This window comes from Streptomyces sp. YIM S03343, from assembly GCF_054729195.1.
Map to the genome: position 1 here is coordinate 337147 of NZ_JBPUKX010000002.1, position 20956 is coordinate 358102.

16 protein-coding genes and 1 pseudogene are annotated in these 20956 nt (G+C 69.8%); 7 read left to right on the plus strand and 10 right to left on the minus strand.

Annotated elements, in window-relative coordinates; all coding sequences use genetic code 11:
* Positions 1-37 precede the first annotated feature (37 nt).
* Complete coding sequence (locus ACSYGN_RS37300; RefSeq protein ID WP_460404578.1) at positions 38-706, minus strand: DUF362 domain-containing protein; 669 nt, start codon at positions 704-706, stop codon at positions 38-40.
* The gene (locus ACSYGN_RS37305; RefSeq protein WP_460404580.1) at positions 706-2781 is read right to left on the minus strand and encodes an FAD-dependent oxidoreductase; all 2076 of its coding nucleotides are present in this window, start codon (positions 2779-2781) and stop codon (positions 706-708) included. The genes ACSYGN_RS37300 and ACSYGN_RS37305 overlap by 1 nt, the downstream gene beginning before the upstream one ends.
* 822 nt (positions 2782-3603) lie before the next feature.
* On the opposite strand from ACSYGN_RS37305, the gene ACSYGN_RS37310 reads away from it, so the two are divergent.
* Both ACSYGN_RS37310 and ACSYGN_RS37315 read left to right on the plus strand, forming a co-directional pair.
* The gene (locus ACSYGN_RS37310) at positions 3604-5706 is read left to right on the plus strand and encodes an oxidoreductase (protein WP_460404582.1); all 2103 of its coding nucleotides are present in this window, start codon (positions 3604-3606) and stop codon (positions 5704-5706) included.
* 358 nt (positions 5707-6064) lie between these two features.
* Positions 6065-6424: a DUF6204 family protein gene (locus ACSYGN_RS37315; protein ID WP_460404584.1), complete on the plus strand. Its 360-nt coding sequence runs from the start codon at positions 6065-6067 to the stop codon at positions 6422-6424.
* A gap of 16 nt (positions 6425-6440) precedes the next feature.
* Here the strand turns inward: ACSYGN_RS37315 and ACSYGN_RS37320 are convergent, their stop codons facing one another.
* Complete coding sequence (locus tag ACSYGN_RS37320; protein WP_460404586.1) at positions 6441-7250, minus strand: PIG-L deacetylase family protein; 810 nt, start codon at positions 7248-7250, stop codon at positions 6441-6443.
* A gap of 775 nt (positions 7251-8025) precedes the next feature.
* Here ACSYGN_RS37320 and ACSYGN_RS37325 point away from each other — a divergent pair.
* The 4 genes from ACSYGN_RS37325 (at position 8026) to ACSYGN_RS37340 (ending at position 12718) form a co-directional block, all read left to right on the plus strand.
* Positions 8026-8946, plus strand: a complete 921-nt coding sequence (locus ACSYGN_RS37325) for a hypothetical protein (RefSeq protein WP_460404588.1) — start codon at positions 8026-8028, stop codon at positions 8944-8946.
* Positions 8947-9158: 212 nt separating this feature from the next.
* Complete coding sequence (locus ACSYGN_RS37330; RefSeq protein WP_460404590.1) at positions 9159-9971, plus strand: hypothetical protein; 813 nt, start codon at positions 9159-9161, stop codon at positions 9969-9971.
* A 54-nt stretch (positions 9972-10025) separates the two neighbouring features.
* A complete protein-coding gene (locus tag ACSYGN_RS37335) occupies positions 10026-10814 on the plus strand; it encodes a hypothetical protein (RefSeq protein WP_460404592.1) in 789 nt (262 codons plus the stop codon).
* A 110-nt stretch (positions 10815-10924) separates the two neighbouring features.
* Positions 10925-12718, plus strand: a complete 1794-nt coding sequence (locus ACSYGN_RS37340; RefSeq protein ID WP_460404594.1) for a M48 family metalloprotease — start codon at positions 10925-10927, stop codon at positions 12716-12718.
* A gap of 70 nt (positions 12719-12788) precedes the next feature.
* Here the strand turns inward: ACSYGN_RS37340 and ACSYGN_RS37345 are convergent, their stop codons facing one another.
* Positions 12789-13640, minus strand: coding sequence for a helix-turn-helix transcriptional regulator (locus tag ACSYGN_RS37345; RefSeq protein WP_460404597.1), 852 nt, complete (start codon positions 13638-13640; stop codon positions 12789-12791).
* An 88-nt stretch (positions 13641-13728) separates the two neighbouring features.
* On the opposite strand from ACSYGN_RS37345, the gene ACSYGN_RS37350 reads away from it, so the two are divergent.
* Complete coding sequence (locus ACSYGN_RS37350; protein WP_460404599.1) at positions 13729-14547, plus strand: SDR family NAD(P)-dependent oxidoreductase; 819 nt, start codon at positions 13729-13731, stop codon at positions 14545-14547.
* A gap of 19 nt (positions 14548-14566) precedes the next feature.
* Here ACSYGN_RS37350 and ACSYGN_RS37355 read toward each other — a convergent pair whose 3' ends face one another.
* The 6 genes and pseudogenes from ACSYGN_RS37355 to ACSYGN_RS37380 form a co-directional block, all read right to left on the minus strand.
* Positions 14567-15280, minus strand: coding sequence for a DUF4328 domain-containing protein (locus tag ACSYGN_RS37355; RefSeq protein WP_460404601.1), 714 nt, complete (start codon positions 15278-15280; stop codon positions 14567-14569).
* A 191-nt stretch (positions 15281-15471) separates the two neighbouring features.
* Positions 15472-16896 (minus strand): MFS transporter, encoded by a 1425-nt coding sequence (locus tag ACSYGN_RS37360; RefSeq protein WP_460404603.1) that lies wholly within the window; start codon positions 16894-16896, stop codon positions 15472-15474.
* Positions 16889-18862, minus strand: a complete 1974-nt coding sequence (locus tag ACSYGN_RS37365) for a glycoside hydrolase family 15 protein (RefSeq protein WP_460404605.1) — start codon at positions 18860-18862, stop codon at positions 16889-16891. The genes ACSYGN_RS37360 and ACSYGN_RS37365 overlap by 8 nt, the downstream gene beginning before the upstream one ends.
* 142 nt (positions 18863-19004) lie before the next feature.
* Positions 19005-19724, minus strand: coding sequence for a flavodoxin family protein (locus ACSYGN_RS37370; RefSeq protein ID WP_460404607.1), 720 nt, complete (start codon positions 19722-19724; stop codon positions 19005-19007).
* A gap of 105 nt (positions 19725-19829) precedes the next feature.
* Positions 19830-20159 carry a branched-chain amino acid transporter permease gene (locus tag ACSYGN_RS37375; protein WP_460404609.1) on the minus strand — a complete coding sequence of 110 codons (330 nt, stop codon included), beginning with the start codon at positions 20157-20159 and terminating at the stop codon, positions 19830-19832.
* Positions 20152-20903, minus strand: a pseudogene (locus ACSYGN_RS37380) (AzlC family ABC transporter permease). The gene ACSYGN_RS37375 and the pseudogene ACSYGN_RS37380 overlap by 8 nt, the downstream one beginning before the upstream one ends.
* Positions 20904-20956: the final 53 nt, after the last annotated feature.

The following is a 20956-nucleotide window of genomic DNA, read 5'->3' on the forward strand; positions in this document are numbered from 1 at the left end:
TTGGAACGGGGAGGGTTCTGTGGTGCCGGGACCGGCGTCATTCGCTTCGCCTGCGGCGGCGCCTTGTCATACCGGTGGCTCCGGCACCGGCGCGGTCCGCCTCGGCGAAGCTGCCGACCGGGACGGGAGAGGCAGGAACCTTGGGCTTGACCGGGCCGGCCTTGCGGATGGCGTCGACGGAGCAGGCCGGCACACAGGCCAGGCAGTTGGTGCACTGATCGGTGGAGATCACGTGGATCAGGCCCTCGCCTCCGGTGATGGCCTTCTCCGGGCACACCGGGACGCAGTCGCCGCAACCGGTGCAGAACCCCGGGGCGACATACATGGTGAAGGACATCCGGCAGGTCAGGCTGGTGCAGCGCTTGCGGCGCAGATGCAGCTCAAACTCCTCGGACCGGCCGCGCAGCAGATCGAGCGTGCGCTCGGCGGCCGTGGCGGCCATGCCGCAGCCGGCCGTACCGGCCATGAGGGAGCAGATCTCCTCGACGAGTTCGAGATCCGCGCTCTCGCCCTTGCCGTTCGAGATGTCGGCGAGAATGGCACGCACCTGGAGGGTGCCCTCCCGGCAGAACACATCGCGTCCGCAGGAGCCGGCGGAGGCCTGGTCCATCTGCTGTCGCGCCTGGTCCACCGGGCAGGCCGTCCCGGCGTCGAGCCCGGCGTCGTCCAGCGGTGCGAGTACGGCCGCGTCGATGTCGCACTTCATCACTTCACGCCCTTGGGGTTCTGGTAGGCGGCGTCGGTCCAGTACTTGACCGTGTCTATGTCCTGCCGGAGTTCGCAGTGCAGACAGCGCGAGGTCTCGCACCGGATCGCTTCCTCCGTCCGGCAGTCGGTCCTCTTCAGGTTCGCGAAGTCCGGGATGACGCCCAGCTCCGGGTCGTGATCCTCGCGCTCGAAGAACGTGTCCTCGATGTCGCCGTTCCCGCCGAGGAACCGGTCGATGGCGGAGGCCGCGTTGCGGGCCCCGGCGATGGCTTCGATCACCGTCTTGGTGCCGGTCACCACGTCGCCCGCGGCGAAGACGCCGTCGAGGCTGGTGGCGGCGTCGGTCCCGGCCGTCACGAAGCCGCCGCGGCCGAGTTCCACTCCGAAGTCGGAGGTCAGGTCGGTCATCTGCCCGGCGGCGAAGATCACCGAATCAATGGGCTGGTCGAACTCGGACCCGTCCTCGAGCTCGAGCCGCAGGCCGGCGGCCGTGAACCCGAACTCCTTGACCCTGGCCAGCGTGAGCGCTGTCAGGCGATCGTCGTCGGCCTCCATGGAGACCACGGAGACGGAGTTGACGATCTCGATGCCCTCCGCGCGGGCCTCGCGCAGTTCCTCACGGTCGGCGAGCATCTTGTCGAGGGGTTCCAGGCACAGAATGCGCACGGTGCTCGCACCCAGCTTCCTGGCGCTGCGGGCGCAGTCGAAGGCGACATTGCCTCCGCCGATGACCGAGACGGAGTCGCCGAGCTGCGGAGTCTCGCCCAGGTTCCAGCGGCGGCACAGGTCCACGGCGTCGTAGGCGTTGGTCCAGGAGCCCTGGTAGGCCGGGGGTCGGCGGCCCGCCTGCGCACCCGCCGCCACCAGCACCGCGTCATAGCCGCTGTCCTTGAGCTCGCCGACATCGGTGACGTCCACACCGGTCTCCACGGTGAAGGGAGCGTCGTCGGTGAGGATCCCGATCTCCCAGTCGACCACGTGCTGCGGAAGGCGGTACTTCGGAATGCCGTAGGTCATCATGCCGCCGGGCTTGGGCAGGCGCTCCAGGACGGTCACGGAGTGGCCCTTGCGGGAGAGGTAGTACGCGCCGGTGAGTCCGGCCGGGCCTGCGCCGACCACGGCCACCCGCTTGCCCGTCGAGGGGGCCACGGTGGACTTCTCCCGCCAGCTCTGCTCGGTGTCGTTCTCGACCGCGAACCTCTTCACCTCGCGGATCGAGATCGGGAAGTCGAGCTTGCCGCGCTTGCAGTCGGACTCGCAGGGGTGGTTGCAGACGTAGCCGAGGGCGAGCGGAAGGGTGAGCTTCTCCCGGAACACCGCCACGGAGTCGCTGTAGCGTCCCTCGCCGGCCAGCTTCAGATAGAGGGGGATGTCGGTGCGGGCCGGACAGTTGTTCTGGCACGGGACCTGGGCGGACGTCCGCGGCACGTCCTTGGCGAAGAGACCGGGAGCGTCCATGATCGCGCCGGTCGGACACACCGCGACACACGCGCTGCAGAACCGGCAGTCGGTCTCCGTCATCGGCACGTCGTCCTTGGTCCCGACGAAAGTCTCGCCGTTGCGCTGCTGCAGCTGGAGCACGCCCACACCGCGCATCTCGTCACAGGCGCGAACGCAGCGGGTGCACTGGATGCAGCGGTACATCTCCTTCTTGAAGATGCTGTCGGACTGGCCGACGCCGTCGTTCTTCTTGTCGATCTCCCTCAGACGCGAGTGGGTGACGCCCGTGTACTGCATGAGCGCCTGCAACTCGCAGTTCAGGTAGGCCGCACAGGTGGTGCAGTCCTTGGGGTGGCTCGCCAGCACCAGTTCGAGAGCGACCGAGCGGACGTGCTCGGCGGCGGTCGTGGACGTCCGTACGACCATGCCCTCGGTGACAGTGATCTCGCACGACTGGACAGGTTTGTCGTGGCCGTCCACCTCGACGGTGCACAGCTTGCATCCTCCGGACGCGGAGAGGTCCGGGTGGGCGCACAGATGCGGGATGTAGATGCCCGCCTCCAAGGCGGCCTCCAGGACGGTCTGTCCTGGTAGCGCATCGACGGTCTGCCCGTCGATGTTCAGATGGACCACGGCGATCCTTCCTTCCTGTTCCACTTCGTCGTGGAAGCACCCCACGGCGTTGTGGCCTGGGCCTGCGAGACACTCAGGACGCACGAGGGCAACCGTGTGCCCTCGGTCGTGCGCCACGTCTCGCCGACGTGAACGGCCTGTGCGCCTGAAGGCGAATTTGGCTGACTTTCGACGGATGGTGAAATCAAAATCTTGCATAAAACGCCTCACCACGACCGACGCCGCCCGGACTCCGGCACAGGGCCTAATGGGCCCTTGTCAATTCCCGAAAGGCAATGGGGCACAGGATGAGAACAGTTGTGGTTATGACGGTGCACAGCAGAGGGACAGCCGTCACAGAAGGTCAAGTATGCTGAGCCTTACCTTTGGGCCGGGGGGACGGTTCCGGCCATGGCGGAGGGCGGCCGGCGGGGAACCCGTGCCGCCCCGCTTCTATGCGATATCTGGAATTCACCATCCAGCGCCGCGGTCCTACGCTCGCCGCAGATGTGACGGGCCGTCCGGATCGCCGGGATCGTACCGGCGCGCGATGCGCCGGTCCGCCCTCCCAGGTCCTGTCGTCGGATTCCCGTCGTCCGCCCGAAGGGCGGGCCTCGCGGCGTCTGGTGCGTGCGATCGCAAGGCGCCGGAGCGCCCTCGTGGCGGAGCCACGTGGGCGGTTCGGCAACGCCGCGAGCGTGCGTGCCAGACGCCGCGAGGCAGGCAGGAATCCGACGACAGGACCTAGGGGCCCCTCCGAGCGCTCCCTTGCGTGGAGCGCTCGCCGCCGATCGTTGCCGGTCTGCCGTCGCCGCCGTCCACACACACAACGAGGTGCAAGCAATGAGCGGGACGTTCGAGGCCCTCGCCCAGCCGATCGACATCGGCAAGGTGCGTCTGAAGAACCGCATCATGAAGAACGGGACCGGCTTCTTCTGGGACGACCCCGAGACCGGCAGCTTCATGAACGATCGCTACATCGCCTTCTTCGAGGCCCTGGCCAAGGGCGGTGCGGCGCTGGTGTCCTCCGCCACCGGCCCGCTCACCCGGGACGTGGACGCCAAGATGCCCGGGTTCAAGGTCCTCACCGATGAATACATCCCGGGCTGGCAGCGCTGGGCCGACGCCGTCCACAAGTACGACTGCCTTGCCTTCCACCAGATCTTCCACCTCGGCCCGATGGCGCCGCTGCTCGTCCAGGTGCCGCCGGGTGTGTCGGCCTCGTCGATCCCGCTCGAGGAGATGCCGCGTCCCGGCTTCGGGGTCCCGCGTGAACTCACCGTGCCGGAGATCGAGGACATGGTGGACCTCTTCGCCGAGGCGGCGGAGCGGATGAAGAAGGCCGGGCTGGACGGTACCGAGCTGAACGGCGCCTGCAACCATCTGCTCAACAATTTCCTCTCCCGGGCGTGGAACCGGCGCGAGGACGAATACGGCGTCCAGTCGATCGAGAACCGCACGCGCCTGTTCGTGAACGTCATCAAGGAGATCAAGCGGCGCAACGGCAGGGACTGGCCGCTGATCGTCCTCATGAACGCCCAGGAGATCGACCTCAAGGACGGCATCACCCTCGACGAGAGCAAGCAGTTCGCGAAGAGGTTCGTCGAGGCCGGAGCCGACGCCTTGGAGGTCCGCGCCGAGTACTACACGTGGACCCAGGACGTGGAGCGGCGCGAGAGCCTGCACTTCCCGGACATCTACCTCTACCCGGGCCGCCGGGGGCCGGTGAACCCCTACGTGGACGCCTCGCGGCTGGGCGCCGGGGCCAACATCCCCATGGCCGCGGAGATCAAGAAGGTCGTGGACGTCCCGGTCATCACCGTGGGGCGGCTGGACTGGGAGATCGGCGACGACGCCATCAGCAAGGGCCAGATCGACGTCATCAGCATGAACCGGCGGCTGTTCGCCGACCCGGATCTGCCGCGCAAGGTCTTCGAGGGCCGGACCGAGGACATCAACCCCTGCAACTCCTGCATGACCTGCTTCGACGCCTGCGAGCACTTCGAGGCCGTCCACTGCCGGGTGAACGCCTCCCTGGGCAGGGAGCGCGAGTACGCGATCGAGCCGGCCGCGGTGAAGAAGAACGTGCTGGTCGTCGGCGGCGGCCCGGCAGGTATGGAGGCGGCCCGGGTGGCGGCCCTGCGCGGACACTCGGTCACGCTCTACGAGAAGCAGCCCAAGCTCGGCGGCTCCCTTCCCGTCGCGGCCATGGTCAAGGGCGAGCGGGAGGACATCGTCGGGCTGATCGGGTACCTCGATCGCCAGGTGAGGAAGGCCGGGGTGGACGTCCACCTGGGCAAGGAGGCCACGGCCGCCGTCGCCGACGAGCTGAAGCCGGATGTGATCCTGGTGGCCGCCGGCGGCGATCACGATATCCCGGACATCCCCGGCATCGGCCGCCGGAACGTTCTCACCGGGAAGTCGCTCCACTCCCGGGTGAAGGGGCTGCTCCGCCTCGCCGGGCCGATGACCCTGCGCAAGCTGGCGGGGCTGCCGGTCGCCAAGGACGTGGTCATCGGCAAGCAGGTGGTCGTCATGGGCGGGCGGCTCCAGGGCTGCCAGACCGCGGAGTTCCTGCTCCATCTGGGCAAGAAGATCACCGTGGTCGACACCGGGACCGAGGAGGAGATCGGTGAGGGCCTGCTGGAGGTCTTCATGAAGCCCTACCTGCTCTACTGGCTCAAGGACCACGGCGTGGAGTTCGTGACCGGCGTCACCTACCAGGAGGTCACCCGGGAGGGCCTCGTGGTGAAGACCGCGGAAGGGGAGCAGCGGCTCCTGCCCGCGGACACCGTGATCACCGCCCTGCCGCTCCGGCCCAACGGCGCCGCCCTGGCGGCCATGCGGGGCAAGGCCCATGAGGTGTACGCGATCGGCGACGCCGACGAGCCGAAGCTGATCGTGGACGCCATTGCCGCGGGGGCGCGCATCGCGCGGGAGATCTGACCCCACCCCGCCGACCGCGGGTACGACGCCGTGCTGTCCGGCGTCGTACCCGCGGTCTCTCGTTTTCGCCGTCCGGCAGGGCCTTGAGGGGTGCGGCGTACGAGGCCGTCCGGGCCGCCGTGCCGACCGGGACGGCCTCGTCGATCGTGCGGAGGTCGGCGCCGGCGGGGTGAGCCCGGTCTCTGCCGGTGCCTTCCCGATGCGGTGCGGTCGGCGGGTGCGGCCGGCGGGTGCCCAGGACCGCCGGAAACAGGTCCTCGACGTTCGTCCGCCGACCACGCCCCGGGCGGCCCCCGGCTGACGTCCGGCAGCGGAAATTGTGTGGAGCGCCGCCGGGCGTGCTGGTTAGGGTCTGGAGGTGAGCACTCGCACCTTCCGTATCACCGTCCGCGGCGTCTTCGACGGACTCGGCGCCGAGCAGCGGGCCGAGCTTCTGTCGCGTGCGGCCGAGCACGACATCCTGAGGGCGGCCTTCACGCCCGAGGGGCACCTCAGTTACGACCTGGCGGCACGGTCGGCCTTCACCTTCCGTTTCCTGGACTCCGGGGAGGAAGAGGAGGACATCCTGGAGGCGTCCGAACGGGCCGAGGAGGCGGCGAGGGCATGGCTGGCCGAGCGCGGCTACGGCCACAAGAACCTGAGGTCCCAGGCCGAGGACCTCTCCCAGGCCCCGCTGGGCAGACGGCAGCGCCGGGCCGCGGCCCGCAAGGACGTCTGATCCCGGCGTCGGCGCCTCAGGGGTCGCTGCTCGCGAGTTGTGCGTCGGGGAGCAGATAGGTCTCCGGCACCGCAGGGACCCGCCCCCCGGGGAAGAGCACGTCCGTCTGGGAGCGGTAGCCGCGCACCAGGTCCGCCTTGGCGGCGAGCCCGTGCGGCCAGATCACCTCGGTGAGCGCGTTCCGGGAGACGAAGCGGGGGTCGGGACGGTGCCGCTGGTTGTAGGGGAAGTCGCTGTAGTAGATCACCGGTTCGCGCCTGAATTCGGCGGCCGTCCGCACCAGCATGTGGTCCACGTGTCCGCCCACGCCGCAGGGGGCGAGCAGGACCGTGTGCGGCGGCGACGCCAGTTCCTCCAGCAGGTCGCACACCCGGGCCAGGGTGCCGGTGTCGTAGCGGGAGATCCGGCCCGTGCTGATGTGCAGCCGGTAGGAGGGATAGACGTGCGCCCGCTCGGGCAGCATGCGGTCGGCCAGGCCCGGGCGCCCGGCGCGCACGGCGGGCTTGCGGCGGAAGAGGCCGTCGGTCAGCCCCAGGTGGACCCAGTCCGCACCGAGTCCTTCCAGGACCTCGCGGTCCTCCGCTCGCCGGTCCCGGTACAGGTGTCCGGCATCGCGCTGTCCGGCCCGGTGCAGGAAGCGGCGGCCGGAGAGCGTGTACGGCGGGACGCCGGCCTCCGTGAAGAAGGTCACCACCAGCACGGTGGTGTGTGCGCCGGCGTGGGCCATCAGTGCGCCGCAGGACAGCACGGCGTCGTCCAGATGCGGGGAGAGCACCACGAGGGGCGCGCCGGCGTCGATCGCGGCGGTCAGGGAGTCGGCTGCCATGACGGGACCTCGTTCCACTGTGCGTCCATCGATGTGCCGGGGGGATGCGGCGGCTCCAGCAGCTCGGCGGACGACGTACGTTTACATCGTAAGCGTAGGACTAAGCCCGGTGGCCGATTCCAAAGAAGAGGAAAAATCTCAAAACTGCGACATATACCCCATGGGGCGGCGGAGGATACGCGAGATGTCGAGCGCCCGCGGTGCCCGGGGCGAGATCACCGGGCCGATCGCCGGGCCGGGCGAACTGCCTTCTTTTTAGCTTCCCATGGCACAACATCCTTGTCAGACAGGGGCTGTTGTAGAAACGTGGATCCGCAGTCCAAGGCCACCCGGGGGGATATGTCTGACGGTGCCGCAAAGATCGATGTCCTGTCGCAGGCAGTCGCGGCAATGGGCGCGGAATTACCGGAACCAACGGTTCATCGCGGGTAGTACGTCATTCCGCTCGACGTGGATCAGGCGGATTGGCTCGAATTCCTCGGACTGACCTACTACGTGGCTCCGAACACCGGAATCCCAGTGACCACGACCTCGTTCGGGCTGCGCGTGGAAGCCGAGGAGATCGAGCTGAGCTGCCAGATCTTCAACGAGGTCGGGGAACACGTCCAGGATCTCCAGGTGGAGAATCCCAAACCGCCGTACGGCGGTGACGCCATGGGCGCGTACGTGCCGCTGGACCAGCTTCCCGGAACGTCGCTGCGTTCCGCTTCAATTACCGCAACAGTGCCGGCGTCCCCGATCTGGTCCTCCATCTCTCGACTTCGGGGACCCGCTCGTGGTGGCTCTCAACCGCCGTTCCGTGCGTTTCACCCTGGCCAGGCGGCCGGTCGGGGACACCGGTGCGGCGCGCCGGGAGCGGGAGCGCGCCGCGTCGCCCGACGGAACCGGTCCCGGTCTGCACGAGCTGGGTCATGTACGCATGGAAGCAGCCCTCGTCCGCCACAAGCAGCGGTTCTTCTACGACAGAACCAACGCGGTCCTCGCCCTCCATGGCCAGGCGGACTCACAGCAGGCCGGACTCCAGCCGGCGGACACCGACGCGCCGGCGGTGAAGGAATTCATCCAGCGTCTCCTCGGGAAATGGACGTCCGACTACGCGGACGTCAGCCGGACCGCGGGTTCACTCAAGGACAAACTCGACCACCTGTGGGCCTACACGCGCCTGTTCGAACAGGACGCCATCTCGCCGCAGGAGAGGGACGGATACCTGGCCGCCGTGGAGGACGCCCGGAATGTCTGGGAGACTCTCCAGTCCTTCTTCGCCGGCGCGAGGAGGGACGTGGACACAGAGACCAGAGCCCTCGCCGACCTGCAGGCGGCACCCCCTGCGCCGCAGGGGAGCGGCTTCCGTCCCGAGCTCCGCGACCAGTGCGTCGTCTTTCTCAAGAGCTGCGACCAGCTCTTTTGGACAGGCCAGCGCATGCTGAAGGACGCCATCGAATATGGCGGCTCCAGCAGATATGTGGAATATTTCTGGCTCTTGGCCCTGAAATCCAATTTCCCGGAGTTCACAGCCTACGCCCGGACATCCGTGACCGAATGGTTCGCGGAGACTTATCAACTCGCCACGCCGGCTCCCGACGACCTGGCCAGGCTCAGGCTGCCCATGGCCAAATGGTTCGTCACCAGGCAACTCGCATTCCCGCTGCATCTGAAGAAATTCACGTCCAGCGAATTCCCTAGCAATTACGGTTGATCGCCTTCACGTGGTCGTCGCCGTCGGCGCGGGGGCCGCCGGAGGCACGGATCGATAACAAAGCCCTCATCGCGTGTAGTCGATCAGTCGCAGTCCGTAGCATCACTGCCCCGGGGCTTCGTGCCTGAAGTCCCGGTCGGGGGCAGGGGGACGCTGTGGCAATTCATTCTTCGGCATGTCCGCGGGCAACTCGCATCGCGATCAGGGCAACCATGTGCGCCGGGCTGGCCGGTGTGCTGCTGACCGGCTGCTCGGGCGGCGGATCACCTGGCGCCAAGTCGGCGGAGGGCTCGTCGGTGTCCTCCGTGGACACGCCCGTGGCGTCCCCGGACACCACCGCGCCCACCGCCTTACCCACGGAGCCCACCACAGCCGGGACGACGTCCGCTCCGGCGTCGTCCCCCACCGCGTCCGACACCTCGCTGAGCGCGGCGAGCGGTGCGTCCGCGCTGTGGGGCAAGGCGTACAGCGGGACCGCGGACGTCTCGGTCGACGTGTACGACTACTGCAGCACCGACGGTTCACGAAGACTCGCGGACACCAAGACGTACTCCATGAGGGCCACGCTGGATCTGAGCCGCCCGCGCTCCGGCGGGGGCGAGACCGAGGCCAACCCGTTCTCCCTGCTGCTGGCGGTGGGGCAGCCCTCCGAGGCGGGCGCGGTGTCGTTCTGGTCGTCGGCCGTCAGCACCGTCTCGAGCCAGGACCTCGCGGGCAACACCCGCGACCCGAACCTGCTCCTCAGCTATTGGACGCTGCAGTGGGCCGACGGCGAGCTGACCGGTCGGCTCACGGATGCGCACACCGAGCAGGCCGTCGCCCTCAATCTGCTCAACTGGCCGAGTCTCATCGTCCCCTGCCGCTCCGACCTCGGCGAACTGCCGGGCGGATACCCGCACGCCGTGGCCGAGGGCACGACCCTGGGCGGCGGCCTCGACGGCGGCAGCGCCCACCTGACCGCGCAAGGCAGTACCGGCGACGGCCAGTTGGAGTTCCGATTCGACTTCTCGGGGACCTCCTCGTGACGCGCGCGAACGGACAACAGGCGCACACGGCCTGGGCAGAGGACGGAGAGCACTGTGCACGATGACGAACTCGGCATGTGGGGCGTGCGGTTGGCGGGCTGGGCGGCACCCGACGAGACCGCTCTCGCCGCACGGACCACCCATGCCTACGCCGCGGGCGGGAAGGCACGCCGGGACCTGTTCCGGACGGGAGGGCTCGCGCCCGGCGGCTTCGGCGGCGGCATCACCGTCCTGCTGCCCGCGCTGCTGGACGCGCTGGCCTACGCGGCCGACGCGGTGAAGGCCGTCCTGGGCAGTCAGGAGTTCGCCAACGGCGTCGCAGCCGTGGCGCTCGTGGCCGGCCTGCGTGCCCAGCGCACTGAGCAGGAGCCGCCGACCCGGCCCACGGGCACCAGCGCCGACGGGCGGACGCGAGGGGACGGCAACGCGGCCGGGACACCGCGCGCCCGGGGCACCGGCAGCCCCAACGGGGAGGACGGGGAGAACGCCACCGGCCGGGCCCCGGGCGGGCAGCAGCCCTCCGCCGAGGTCATGCTGGCGGCGTTCGGCATGTGCCGACGTCTGCGCGCCCGGGGCGTCGAGGCCGACACGGCCGAGGAACTCGTGGCCGCGCTGACCGCCCGCCTCCTGTCCGCCCCGGACCCCGACGGCATCGCGGGCTTCCTCGACGCTCTGGTGGCGAACGAGCCGCCCGCACCGGCCGTGCCCCAGTCCCGGCGCCCGCGGACCCCGCTGCGCCGCCTGGCCGGTGCGGCCTCCGGCCTGCTGCACCGCCGTACCGCGCGCAGAACCGGCACCGCGCCGGGACGGCCCACGGCGCAGGGTGAGACGGACGACGCATGAGCCCGGCGGCTCCCTCGCCCCCGCCGCGGCCGGCGGCGAGGTCCCGCACCGGGTCCCCGCGACTGTCCGGACCGCCGCCGTGGCTCTGGCTGCTCCTGGGTCTGTTCGGAGTGCGGCTCCCAGCACTGATCAGCCATCTCGGCTGGGCGGTGTCCCTGATCAGGACCGGGCACGGCCGCAGGCCCGGCGTGCAGACGGCCGCGGCACTCATCCTCGTGCAACTGCTCCCCTTGGTCTTCCTGCTGGCGGCGGTGCTCTCCCTGGTCGCGACCGGGTTACGCGCCCGGTGGGTCGAGCACCACTACGAGCTGCGCCCCGCAGACCCCGCAGCCGAGGGAGAACCGCCCACCATCGACGAGATGCAGCGCTTCCTCACCGAGCAGGCTCCGGGCACCGAACTCCGTGTCACCGTGCGCCAGGACCTGCCCGCCCGTGTCTATCCCGGCGGGTGGCGCACCGCGCGGGTCGGCGTCTTCAGCCCGCTGGTCAGCCTCTGGAAGAGGGACCGGGAGGCGGCCGAAGCGGTCCTGCACCACGAGATCGGCCACCTCAGGAACGGCGAGCAGCACGTCGCCGGGCTCGGCAGCCCGTTCACCGGTCTGGTCCGGGCATGGCCGTACGTCTTCGCCGTGTTCGGTCTGCTGCCGGTGATACTGCTGTTCGCCTCGGGAAATCCCACCGCGCCTCTGATGTCCGCTCAGATCGTCCTGGTGGTCGTGAGCGTGCCCAAGAATCTGCTGATCGTGGTCGGCGCCCTGTGGTCGGCGGAACTGGCCGCGGACCGATACGCGGCGCGGACCGCCGGGTCCGCGGCACAAACCACCGGGTCCGCGGCGCAGACCGCCAAGTCCGCAGCACAGCAGAGGGCGCTGCGCGAGGGGACGCGGACCTCCCACGGCGTTCTGGCCCGGCTCTACCACCCGCCCGTCCGCATGCGTCTGTGGTTCATCGCCCGCAGCGAACAGCCGCCGGCCCAGCTCCTTCTGGTGCTGCTGTGGCCTGCGGCGATGCTCACCGGAAACCTGCTGGACCTGTCCGGCGGCGCGCTGGCCTTCTGGCTGCTCGGCGACACGACGGCGGACGACGCCACCCGGAGGGCCGTGGCACTGTCGCGTGCGGAGCTGGTCTCAGGTCCCGTGTGGTGGGCGATCCTCGGCGCGATCACCGTCTGGCCGCTGCTCACCCGCCGGTGGGCACGGCTGTGGGGGTGGCACGGGCGAGCCGCGGCCGGCACCCTCTCGCCCACGGTGTACGCGACCTCCGGCCTGCTCCCCGTACTGGTCCTGGTCCTGGGACTCCTGCCGGTGGGCCCCACGCCCGGCGAACGCCCCCAGGCCACCTCCCGCTCCCCGCACGCCACTGTCTCCACAGGCAGCGGCCTCGCCCTGCCGACGCCCTGCCCCAGCCGTTCGCGACCCGCTCCGCCTTCCCGTCCGGCGGGGCTGCCGTCCTTCGAAGCCCTCCGGTCGAACCGTCCCACGAGCGACACCGCACCCACCGGCGACCGGATGCGCTCCTTACGCACACTCCATGTCGTCTCCACGAGCCCTCTGCTCGGATCACCCGCGCAGGCACAGGATGTCGCGGACCGCCTCGCCCACGCCCACTGGACCCTGGGCCCCGACGGGACCCTCACCGCCGACGGCGCCGATCTCCCCGTCCTGGGCACCACCGCGGTGCAGGGCGGCACACGTCTCCTGCACGGCGAGCGCACCCGGACCACGGACGTGAGTGCCACCACGACATGGCTGGACGCCCGGCTGTCCATCTCGGCGGACGGCACCGTGCGACTCGACCTGATCCACGCGGCCACCGGTGTCACACACGCCGTGGTCGCCTGCCGGGCATTCGACTCCACGGTCACCGCAGCCGCCCGACTGGTCCTGCGGCTGCAGGAGCGGTGAGGCATCACCGGGCACTGTGTCTGCAACGGGCGAGCGGTGCGTCGCGATACGACAGGCCCACCCCGGCTTCTCAGCCGGGCACGTCCATGCGCTGGGTGCCGATCACCGACAGCAGCCGCAGTGCCTCCTCCGAGCGGGTGCCGGGCTCGGCCGTGTAGATCACGACTCGCTGGTCCCGGTCGGTGATGTCCAGGACGTCGCAGTTGACGGTGATGGGGCCGATCAGCGGGTGGTTGACGGTCTTGCGCAGGGTGTGCTCGCTGCGGACGTCGTGGTCGGCCCACAGCCGGGCGAACTCGGCACTGCCGGAGAGGAGGTCGTCCACCACGGCGGCCACCTCGGGATCGTCGGGGTAACGGGCGGCGGCGGCGCGCAGTTGCCGGGCCGCGGTGCGGGCGAAGCCGCCCTCGTCGGACAGGCTGTACAGCAGCCGTTCCTGATCCGGCGGTGCAAGGAAGGCGCGGCGCACGAGGTTGCGTTCGCGTCGGGACAGGGCGGAGAAGTCCTCCAGGAGTGCGGCTGCCAGGTCGTTCCAGGCGATGACCTCGTAGGTCGCGGACAGCACGATCGCCGCGGCGTGCGGCAGCCGCCGCAGGAAGTCGAGGATGCTCTGCGGCACTTCGCGGGAGGGTCCGGGCGGCGGGCCGGGCGGGGCGCCGGCGAGGTGGTGGAGGTGGTCGCGCTCGGCGTCCGACAGGCGCAGGGCCCGGGCCAGACCGGCGAGCACTTCGCGCGAGGGGCGCGGGCCGCGGGCCTGCTCCAGCCGTGTGTAGTACTCGGTGGACATGTACGCCAGTTGTGCGACCTCCTCGCGGCGGAGTCCCGGGGTGCGGCGTCGCGGCCCGGCGGGCAGGCCGACGTCGGCCGGAGTGATCCGCTCCCGCCTGCTGCGGAGGAAGCCGGCCAGCTCTCGTCTGTCCATGCCGTGCAGTCTGCGCGGGTTCCACAGGCCCTAAACAGGTACCGGTGGTGCCTGGATAGCCGCCGCGGGCGGCGACAGGCTAGTCGGCATGGACAACACGCAGACCACCGACATGTCCGCCCCCGCCTTACCGGGCCTGCTGGCCGGCAAGGTGGCGTTCGTCACGGGCGCCGGACGCGGTATCGGAGCCGCCGCGGCACGTCTGTTCGCCAGGGAGGGCGCCCGGGTGCTGCTGACGGCCCGGACGGAGGACCAGCTCAAGGCGGTGACCGCGGAGATCCGGGCGGCGGGCGGCACCGCCGACCACGTCGTGTGCGATCTGGCCGACGCGGCCAGTGTCCGCTCCGCCGTCGAGCACGTCGTGCACCTGTACGGCCGGCTGGACGTCGCCTTCAACAACGGGGCGACCGTGCAGGTGCCGGGCCCGATGGACCAGCTCCCGGAGACGGACCTCGACCGCGTCTACAGCGTGAACTTCAGGGGCGTCTGGCTGGCCATGACCGCCGAGGTGGCCGCGATCCGGGCCACCTCGGGCACCGGTGCCATCGTCAACACGTCGTCCGTCGGCAGTCTGATGGCCAACCCCACGCTGCCCGCCTACTCCGCGATGAAGCGGGCGGTCAACAGCCTCACCGAGTCGGCGGCCGTCAGCTACGGCGCGGAAGGCATCCGCGTCAACGCGATCGCCCCCGGCACGACGCTGACCGAGATGATCCGCGGCTGGGAGGCGGAGGTGCCGGGCGTCGTCGACCGGCTCAACGCGAACACCCCGCTGCGCCGCGCGGCCGACCCCGAAGAGATCGCCCAGGCCGCCGCCTGGCTCCTCAGCGACCGCGCCTCCTATGTGACCGGAACGGTCCTCCCGGTCGACGGCGGCATGCAGGCGGCGCGAGCCGGAGGTTCATGACCCCCGGCTTCGGGCCCGGTCATCCCTGAACCTCCGTACGGTACGGCCCCTCAGATGCCTTCAACCGCTGCATGGTTGTCAGCCGCACGGCGAAGTACACCGCGGCCGCGGCGGCGGCAATCTCCAGGATGTCGGCCGCTATGTACTGCGTCACGGCGTCCCGGATCTGCGCGAGTGTTTCGGCGTCGTCATAGCGTGCCCCGGCGTACCGGCCGAACAGGGTGCTGAAGACGAACAGGCCCCACCAGAGGTTCACCGGCCAGACCGACGTCCGGTAGGGCTTGCCGTCGTCCGGCAGGGGTGTGCTCGCTCCCCACATGTCCATGGCGACGCGGTACGGCATCCAGAGATTCGCCACCGGGACGACCCAGGCTGCGATCGCCCAGCCGGGTCCGTTACGGAACCGGTCGGGCGCCAGCAGCGCGGTGTTGCGGCGCATCTGGAAGAACCAGACGACGAAGACCAGTGCGCAGAACAGGTACGCCGTGCCCTGAAGTTTCCCGGCCGCGTCGTACAACCTGGACGCGGTGTCCAGTTCCTGGCGGGGAACGGCGGCGAGGCCGTGGTCCCCGTTGATCAGCATGCGGATCCGGACTCCGGCGTACACGGCGAACAGATCGCTGAGGGCGACGACCGCGAGGAGTGCTGAAACGGCGGCCAGGAGGCCGCGTGAGGAGCGCGGCACACCGCCGGGCAGCAAAGGAAGCGGGCGCAGATCACTGGGCGCGGACATGACGAAGGCCCCCCACAGGCAACGAAAGGTAGACAGCCCGCGGAAGAACGAGCGCTGAGACACGGTAGGCCGAGCCCAGGCTCCTCGTCCATGACAAATCCGCACGTGGGGACGGTGGATGTGTCGGCATCAAGGCACGCGGCGGCCGACGAGCCGGTACGGAGCCGACCGCCGTCCCAGCGCCCCCGCTGTCAGTGCCTGACGGGCGCGGTGGCCCGTGGGGCCTGAGGGCTGCCCGGGCCCACGGTTCTCGGAAGGCGCACGGCGGCGGCCAGGCCGATGAGGCCGACGGCCGCCAGGGTGATCATGGCGGCGGCGTAGGCGCCCTTGGTGAGACCGGAGACGAGGATGGTTCCGGCGATCGCCGTCCCGAAGGAGGAGCCGAGGTTGGAGACGCTGCGGGAGAGGCCGGAGATCTCGCCCTGCTGTTCCTCGGGGAAGCTGGACTGGACGACGTTCACCGACGGGGTCAGCATCACGCCGAGGCCGAGCCCGATCAGGAGGAGGCCGGGTACGTACGCCCAGGCGGTGGCGTATGCGGCGGCCAGGGCGATCAGGGCGGCCACGCCGGTGAGGGCGACGAGGAAGCCGGTCATGATGAGGGTGCGCTGTGCACGCCGCCGGGCGAGGCGTTCCGCGGACAGCGAGGAGAGCAGCAGTCCGAGGGTGGCGGCGGTGAACACGACGCCCGTCTCGATGGCGTTGTAGTGGCGTACGACCTGGAGGTACGCCGCCACGGTGAACGAGGATCCCATCAGCAGGAGCCATTGCACGTTCTGGGTGACGAGTCCCAGGTTGGAGGTGCGGTTGCGGAACAGGGCGAGGGAGAGCAGCGGTTCGCGGCCGGACTGTTCCTTGGCGCGCACCCAGCGGTAGAACCACAGCAGCGCCAGGACGCCGAGGCCGATCAGAGCGATCATCAGCCAGATGTTGTTGTCGGCGGCCAGGATGCCCATGACGACCAGGACGAGGCCGACTGCGGACAGCACCGCCCCGCCGGTGTCGAAAGTCCGGGCCGGGTCGGGCGGCAGGGGGTCTTCGAGGTGGCGGCCGAGCATCACGATCACGCCGATGACCAGGGCCTGGAAGACGAAGGCGGCCCGCCAGCTGATGGTTTCGGTGATCAGTCCGCCGATCAGCGGTCCCGCGGCGGCTCCGGCGCCGCCGAGCGCCATGATCACTCCGAAGGCGCGGGCGCGTGAGGTCACGTCCTGGTAGAGGAGCGTGGTGAGGATGTAGACCGGTGGGATGAGCAGGGCGGTGCCGACGCCCTCGAAGATCGAGTTCCCGAGGATCAGCACGCCGAGCCCGGGCGCGGCCGCGCTGAGGAGTGCTCCGACGGCGTAGACGATCAGTCCGGTCAGGAAGCAGCGCTTGCGGCCCCAGCGGTCGGTGAGCTTGCCGCCGGGAATCATCAGCGCCGCCATGACCAGTAGAAAGACCGTGATGGCCACCTGGACGCCCTGCACGGTGGTGTCCAGGTCCTCGCTGATGTCGTTGATCATCACGTTCATGTTGGAGCCGGCGAAGCTGCAGATGAACTGGGCGAGGGCGAGGGCGGCCAGGACGCGTCGTCCCTGGCCCGGCGACTGCCTCGGCCCGGCTGTCTCAGTCATCTCGGCCGCCGCTGACTTCGGTTTCGTCCGGGGCGTTCCGGTCATCCCCTTCGTTCCGGTTGTTCCGGTTGTTCCGGATCCCGGCGGGCATGGCGTGACCGCGCATGCCCGTGTGTTCCTGCTCGTCGGCCGTCCGCACCGCGGTCCGTTCCTCGCCCAGTTCCTCGTCCAGTGCCATGGCCGCGGTGATCAGCGCAAGGTGGGTGAAGGCCTGCGGGAAGTTGCCGAGTTGCTCGCCCGAGGGGCCGATCTCCTCGGCGAACAGGCCTACGTGGTTGGAGTAGGTGAGCATCTTGTCGAAGGCGTACCGGGCCCGGCCGAGCCGGCCGCTGCGGGCCAGGGCCTCGACGTAGAAGAAGCTGCACAGGTTGAACGTGCCTTCCGAGCCGCGCAGTCCGTCCGGGGAGGCGGCCGGGTCGTAGCGGTAGACCAGGCTGTCGCTGACCAGTTCGTCGTCCATCGCGTCGAGGGTGCTGTGCCAGTCCGGATCGTGCGGGGAGATGAACCCGACCCGGGGCATGAGCAGCAGCGAGGCGTCCAGCACATCGGTGTCGTAGTGCTGGACGAAGGCCTGGCGCTTGTCGTGCCAGCCCCGCTCGGCGATCTGGCGGAAGACGATGTCCCTGGTCTCGGTCCACCGCCGTACGTCGGCCGGGCGTGAGAAATCCGTCGCCGCGCGTATGCCGCGATCGAACGCCACCCAGGTCATCAGCCTGCTGTAGGTGAAGTTCTGCCGACCTCCGCGGGTCTCCCAGATGCCTTCGTCGGGCCGGTCCCAGTGGTCCGCGAGCCAGTCCAGCACTCCGGTGAAGTCCGTCCAGCCCCGGATGGCGCCGATGTCACCGCCCACGACCAGGGCGTCGGAGGCCTCGCCGTAGATGTCGAGCTGGAGCTGGTCCGCCGCGGCGTTGCCCGCCCGGACGGGTCGTGAGCCCCGGTAGCCCTCCAGATGGTCGAGGTTCTCCTCGGTGAGATGGGGGTCGCCGTCGATCCGGTACATGATCTGGAGAGGGTCGCCCGATGCCGTGCCGCCCGACTCGATACGGTCCCGCAGCCAGCGGCGAAAGGCGTGTGCCTCGGTCTCGAAGCCCAGGTCGATCAAGGCGCCTACGGACAGGGCCGAGTCCCGGATCCAGGTGTAGCGGTAGTCCCAGTTGCGCTCGCCGCCGATCTGCTCGGGCAACCCCATGGTCAGGGCGGCGATCGGGGCACCGCTGGGCGCGTAGGTGAGCAGCTTGAGCGTGATCGCGGACCGGTTCACCATGTCCTGCCAGCGTCCCCGGTAGGTGCAGGAACGCAGCCACGACAACCAGAAGGTCCGGCATGCCTCCAATTCGTCGACGACGCCCTCCATGGACGGAGCGGGCGGGGCGGGGCTTCCCCCGGGCGTGCTGGTCAGCGCGAAGGCGACGGCCTCGCCGGCCGAGAGGCTGAAGCGGGCGGTGACGTCGTCGCCGTCCGCCCGCAGTACGGCCCCCTCGGTGACCTGGACATGCAGGTCCGTCCCCGGTCCACGCAGGACCGTGCCCCGGTCGTCCAGGCGGGTGAGCGTGTGCGGGGCACGCCCGTAGTCGAAGCGCGGGCGGCAGACGAAGGTGAAGGGCAGGCTGCCCCGTACGACTCTGACGACCCTGAACAGACAGTGCCGCTCGCTCGCGGGCGTCGAGTCGAGCGGGGCCATGAAGTCGGCCACCTCACCGACGCCGCCCGGTGCCATGAAGCGGGTGATCAGGATCGCCGTGTCGGACAGATACAGCTGCCGGACGGTCGTCCCGTCACCGTCCGGAAGGTCCGCGGCCAGTCGGCAGTGGCCGCCGCGTTCGCTGTCCAGAAGGGAGGCGAACAGGCTGGGCGCGTCGAAACGGGGTGTGCACCACCAGTCGACGGTCCCCTCGGACGACACCAGGGCGGCGGTCTGGAGATCGCCGACCATGCCATGGTCCGCGATGGGCGGGTATCGGTTCATGACTGCTCCTCCGACGCACCGACGCACCGACGTGCCCGGCAGGGTGGCGGCGGCAGCAGCCGCTGTCACCCGCGGGCACACCTCAAGCGTCGGCCCGCATCACGGTGGCCGAATCACCCACCCGGGGTGAGACGGTGTCCGCTCAGCGGTAGTCAGGGTTGTCGGCGTCCAGGTGGCAGCCCGCGTCCCACTCCGAGCGTTGGTTGCCGTAGGCGGGTACACCGCCCGAGCGTTTCAGCAGGGCCGCGATGTGCATGAGGTTCCAGGTCATGAAGGAGGTATTGCGGTTGGTGAAGTCGTTCTCCGGGCCGCCCGAGCCGGCATCCAGATACGACGGCCCGGGTCCCGCGGCGCCGATCCAGCCGGCGTCGGCCTGGGGCGGGATCGTGTACCCCAGGTGCTGGAGGCTGTAGAGGAGGTTCATCGCGCAGTGCTTGATCCCGTCCTCGTTGCCGGTGATCAGACAGCCGCCGACACGGCCGTAGTAGGCGTACTGGCCCTGGGAGTTGAGCAGCGCTGAGCAGCCGTAGAGCCGTTCGACGACCTTCTTCGTGACCGAGCTGTTGTCACCGAGCCAGATCGGTCCGGCCAGTACCAGGATGTCGGCGGCCAGCACCTTCTCGTAGAGATCCGGCCACTCGTCGGTGGCAGAGCCGTGCTCCGTCATGTCCGGGTAGACGCCGGTGGCGATGTCGTGGTCGACCGCCCGGATCAGCTCGGTGGTCACGCCGTGCGCGTCCATGACGGCCCGGCTCTTGTCGACGAGGCCCTGGGTGTGGCTCAGCTGCGGGGACGGTTTGAGGGTGCAGTTGATGTAGAGGGCGGTGAGGTCGTCGAAGCGGTGGGATTCAGTCGCGTCCATGACGGGCAGCGTCTCGCGCGACGTCCGGTTTGTCCCGGTCCGACGCGCCGTCGCGCGACGGCGTCACAGGGAAGCCGTCGCGCGACGGCTTCCCTGTGACGGGCCTCAGTGGGCGAAGACCGTGCTGGCCAGGACCACATGGACGGTGGTGCCGCCGAGGATGCTCAGCAGCGCGTTGCGGCGCCACAGGTGGAGGCCGACGGTGACCGCCAGGGCGGCCGACGGGGCCATGGCTCGCGTGTGGGTGAGGGGGAGATCGCGCAGGCAGTAGGCCAGAAGGATCACCATGACACCGGCCGGCATACGGGTGCTCAGGTATCGCACGGTGCTGCTGCCGCGCAGCGGTGTGAGGGCGGCGAAGGGCAGGGCACGCAGTCCCCAGGTGACGGCGGCGGCGACGAGGACGGCGGCGATGGCGTGGGAGGTGTCAGGCATGGCTGGGCTTCCTGCCGGTGGTGAGACGGCGGGCCAGGAGGGCGGCCGTGAACAGGGTGAAGGCGGCCGGGAGCATCTGGCCCGGGAGGAGGAGCCTCGCGGCCAGGGCGCTGAGGAGGGCCAGGGCAGGGGTGGGCAGGTCGCCGCGCAGGTCCCGCACGGCGTCCAGGGCCAGGACGGTGAACAGGGCGGTGAGGGCGAAGTCCAGGCCGGTGACACCGGCGGGGATGAGGGAACCGAGCAGGGCGCCGGCGGTGGCGCTGCCCGTCCAGTACAGGTGCAGGAGCAGTTGCAGCCACAGGATGCGCCGGCTGGACCAGGTGCGGGCCTGCTCCGCGGTGGTCAGCGCGTACGCCTCGTCACACAGGGCGTAGGTGCTGTACGCCCTGCCGAGGCGGCCGGTCACGCGGTGCAGGGGGAAGGACAGCGCGTAGAAGACGTGCCGGACGTTCACCATGAACGCGGACAGGGCGATCGCCGCAAACGGGGCTGTGGCGGTGACATGCCGATGAGCAGGAACTCGAACGATCCGCCGAAGACGAGCGCCGCGGACAGCCCCGCCCACCACCAGGGCAGACCCGACTGCGCCGCGAGCGCCCCGAAGGCCAGCCCGAGCGGGACGAAGCCCAGGCCCACGCCGGCGGAGTCCTTCAACGCCGCACGTGCCTCCGACCGTTGCGCGGACGGAGGGACGGGCAGGGGCGGCCGAGGTCGTCCCTCTGCGACGGCAGAGCTTGCGTCCATGGAGAAATTTTAGGACGAATCGCGCCTCATATGGTTGCCGGTTGTCGCTCTAT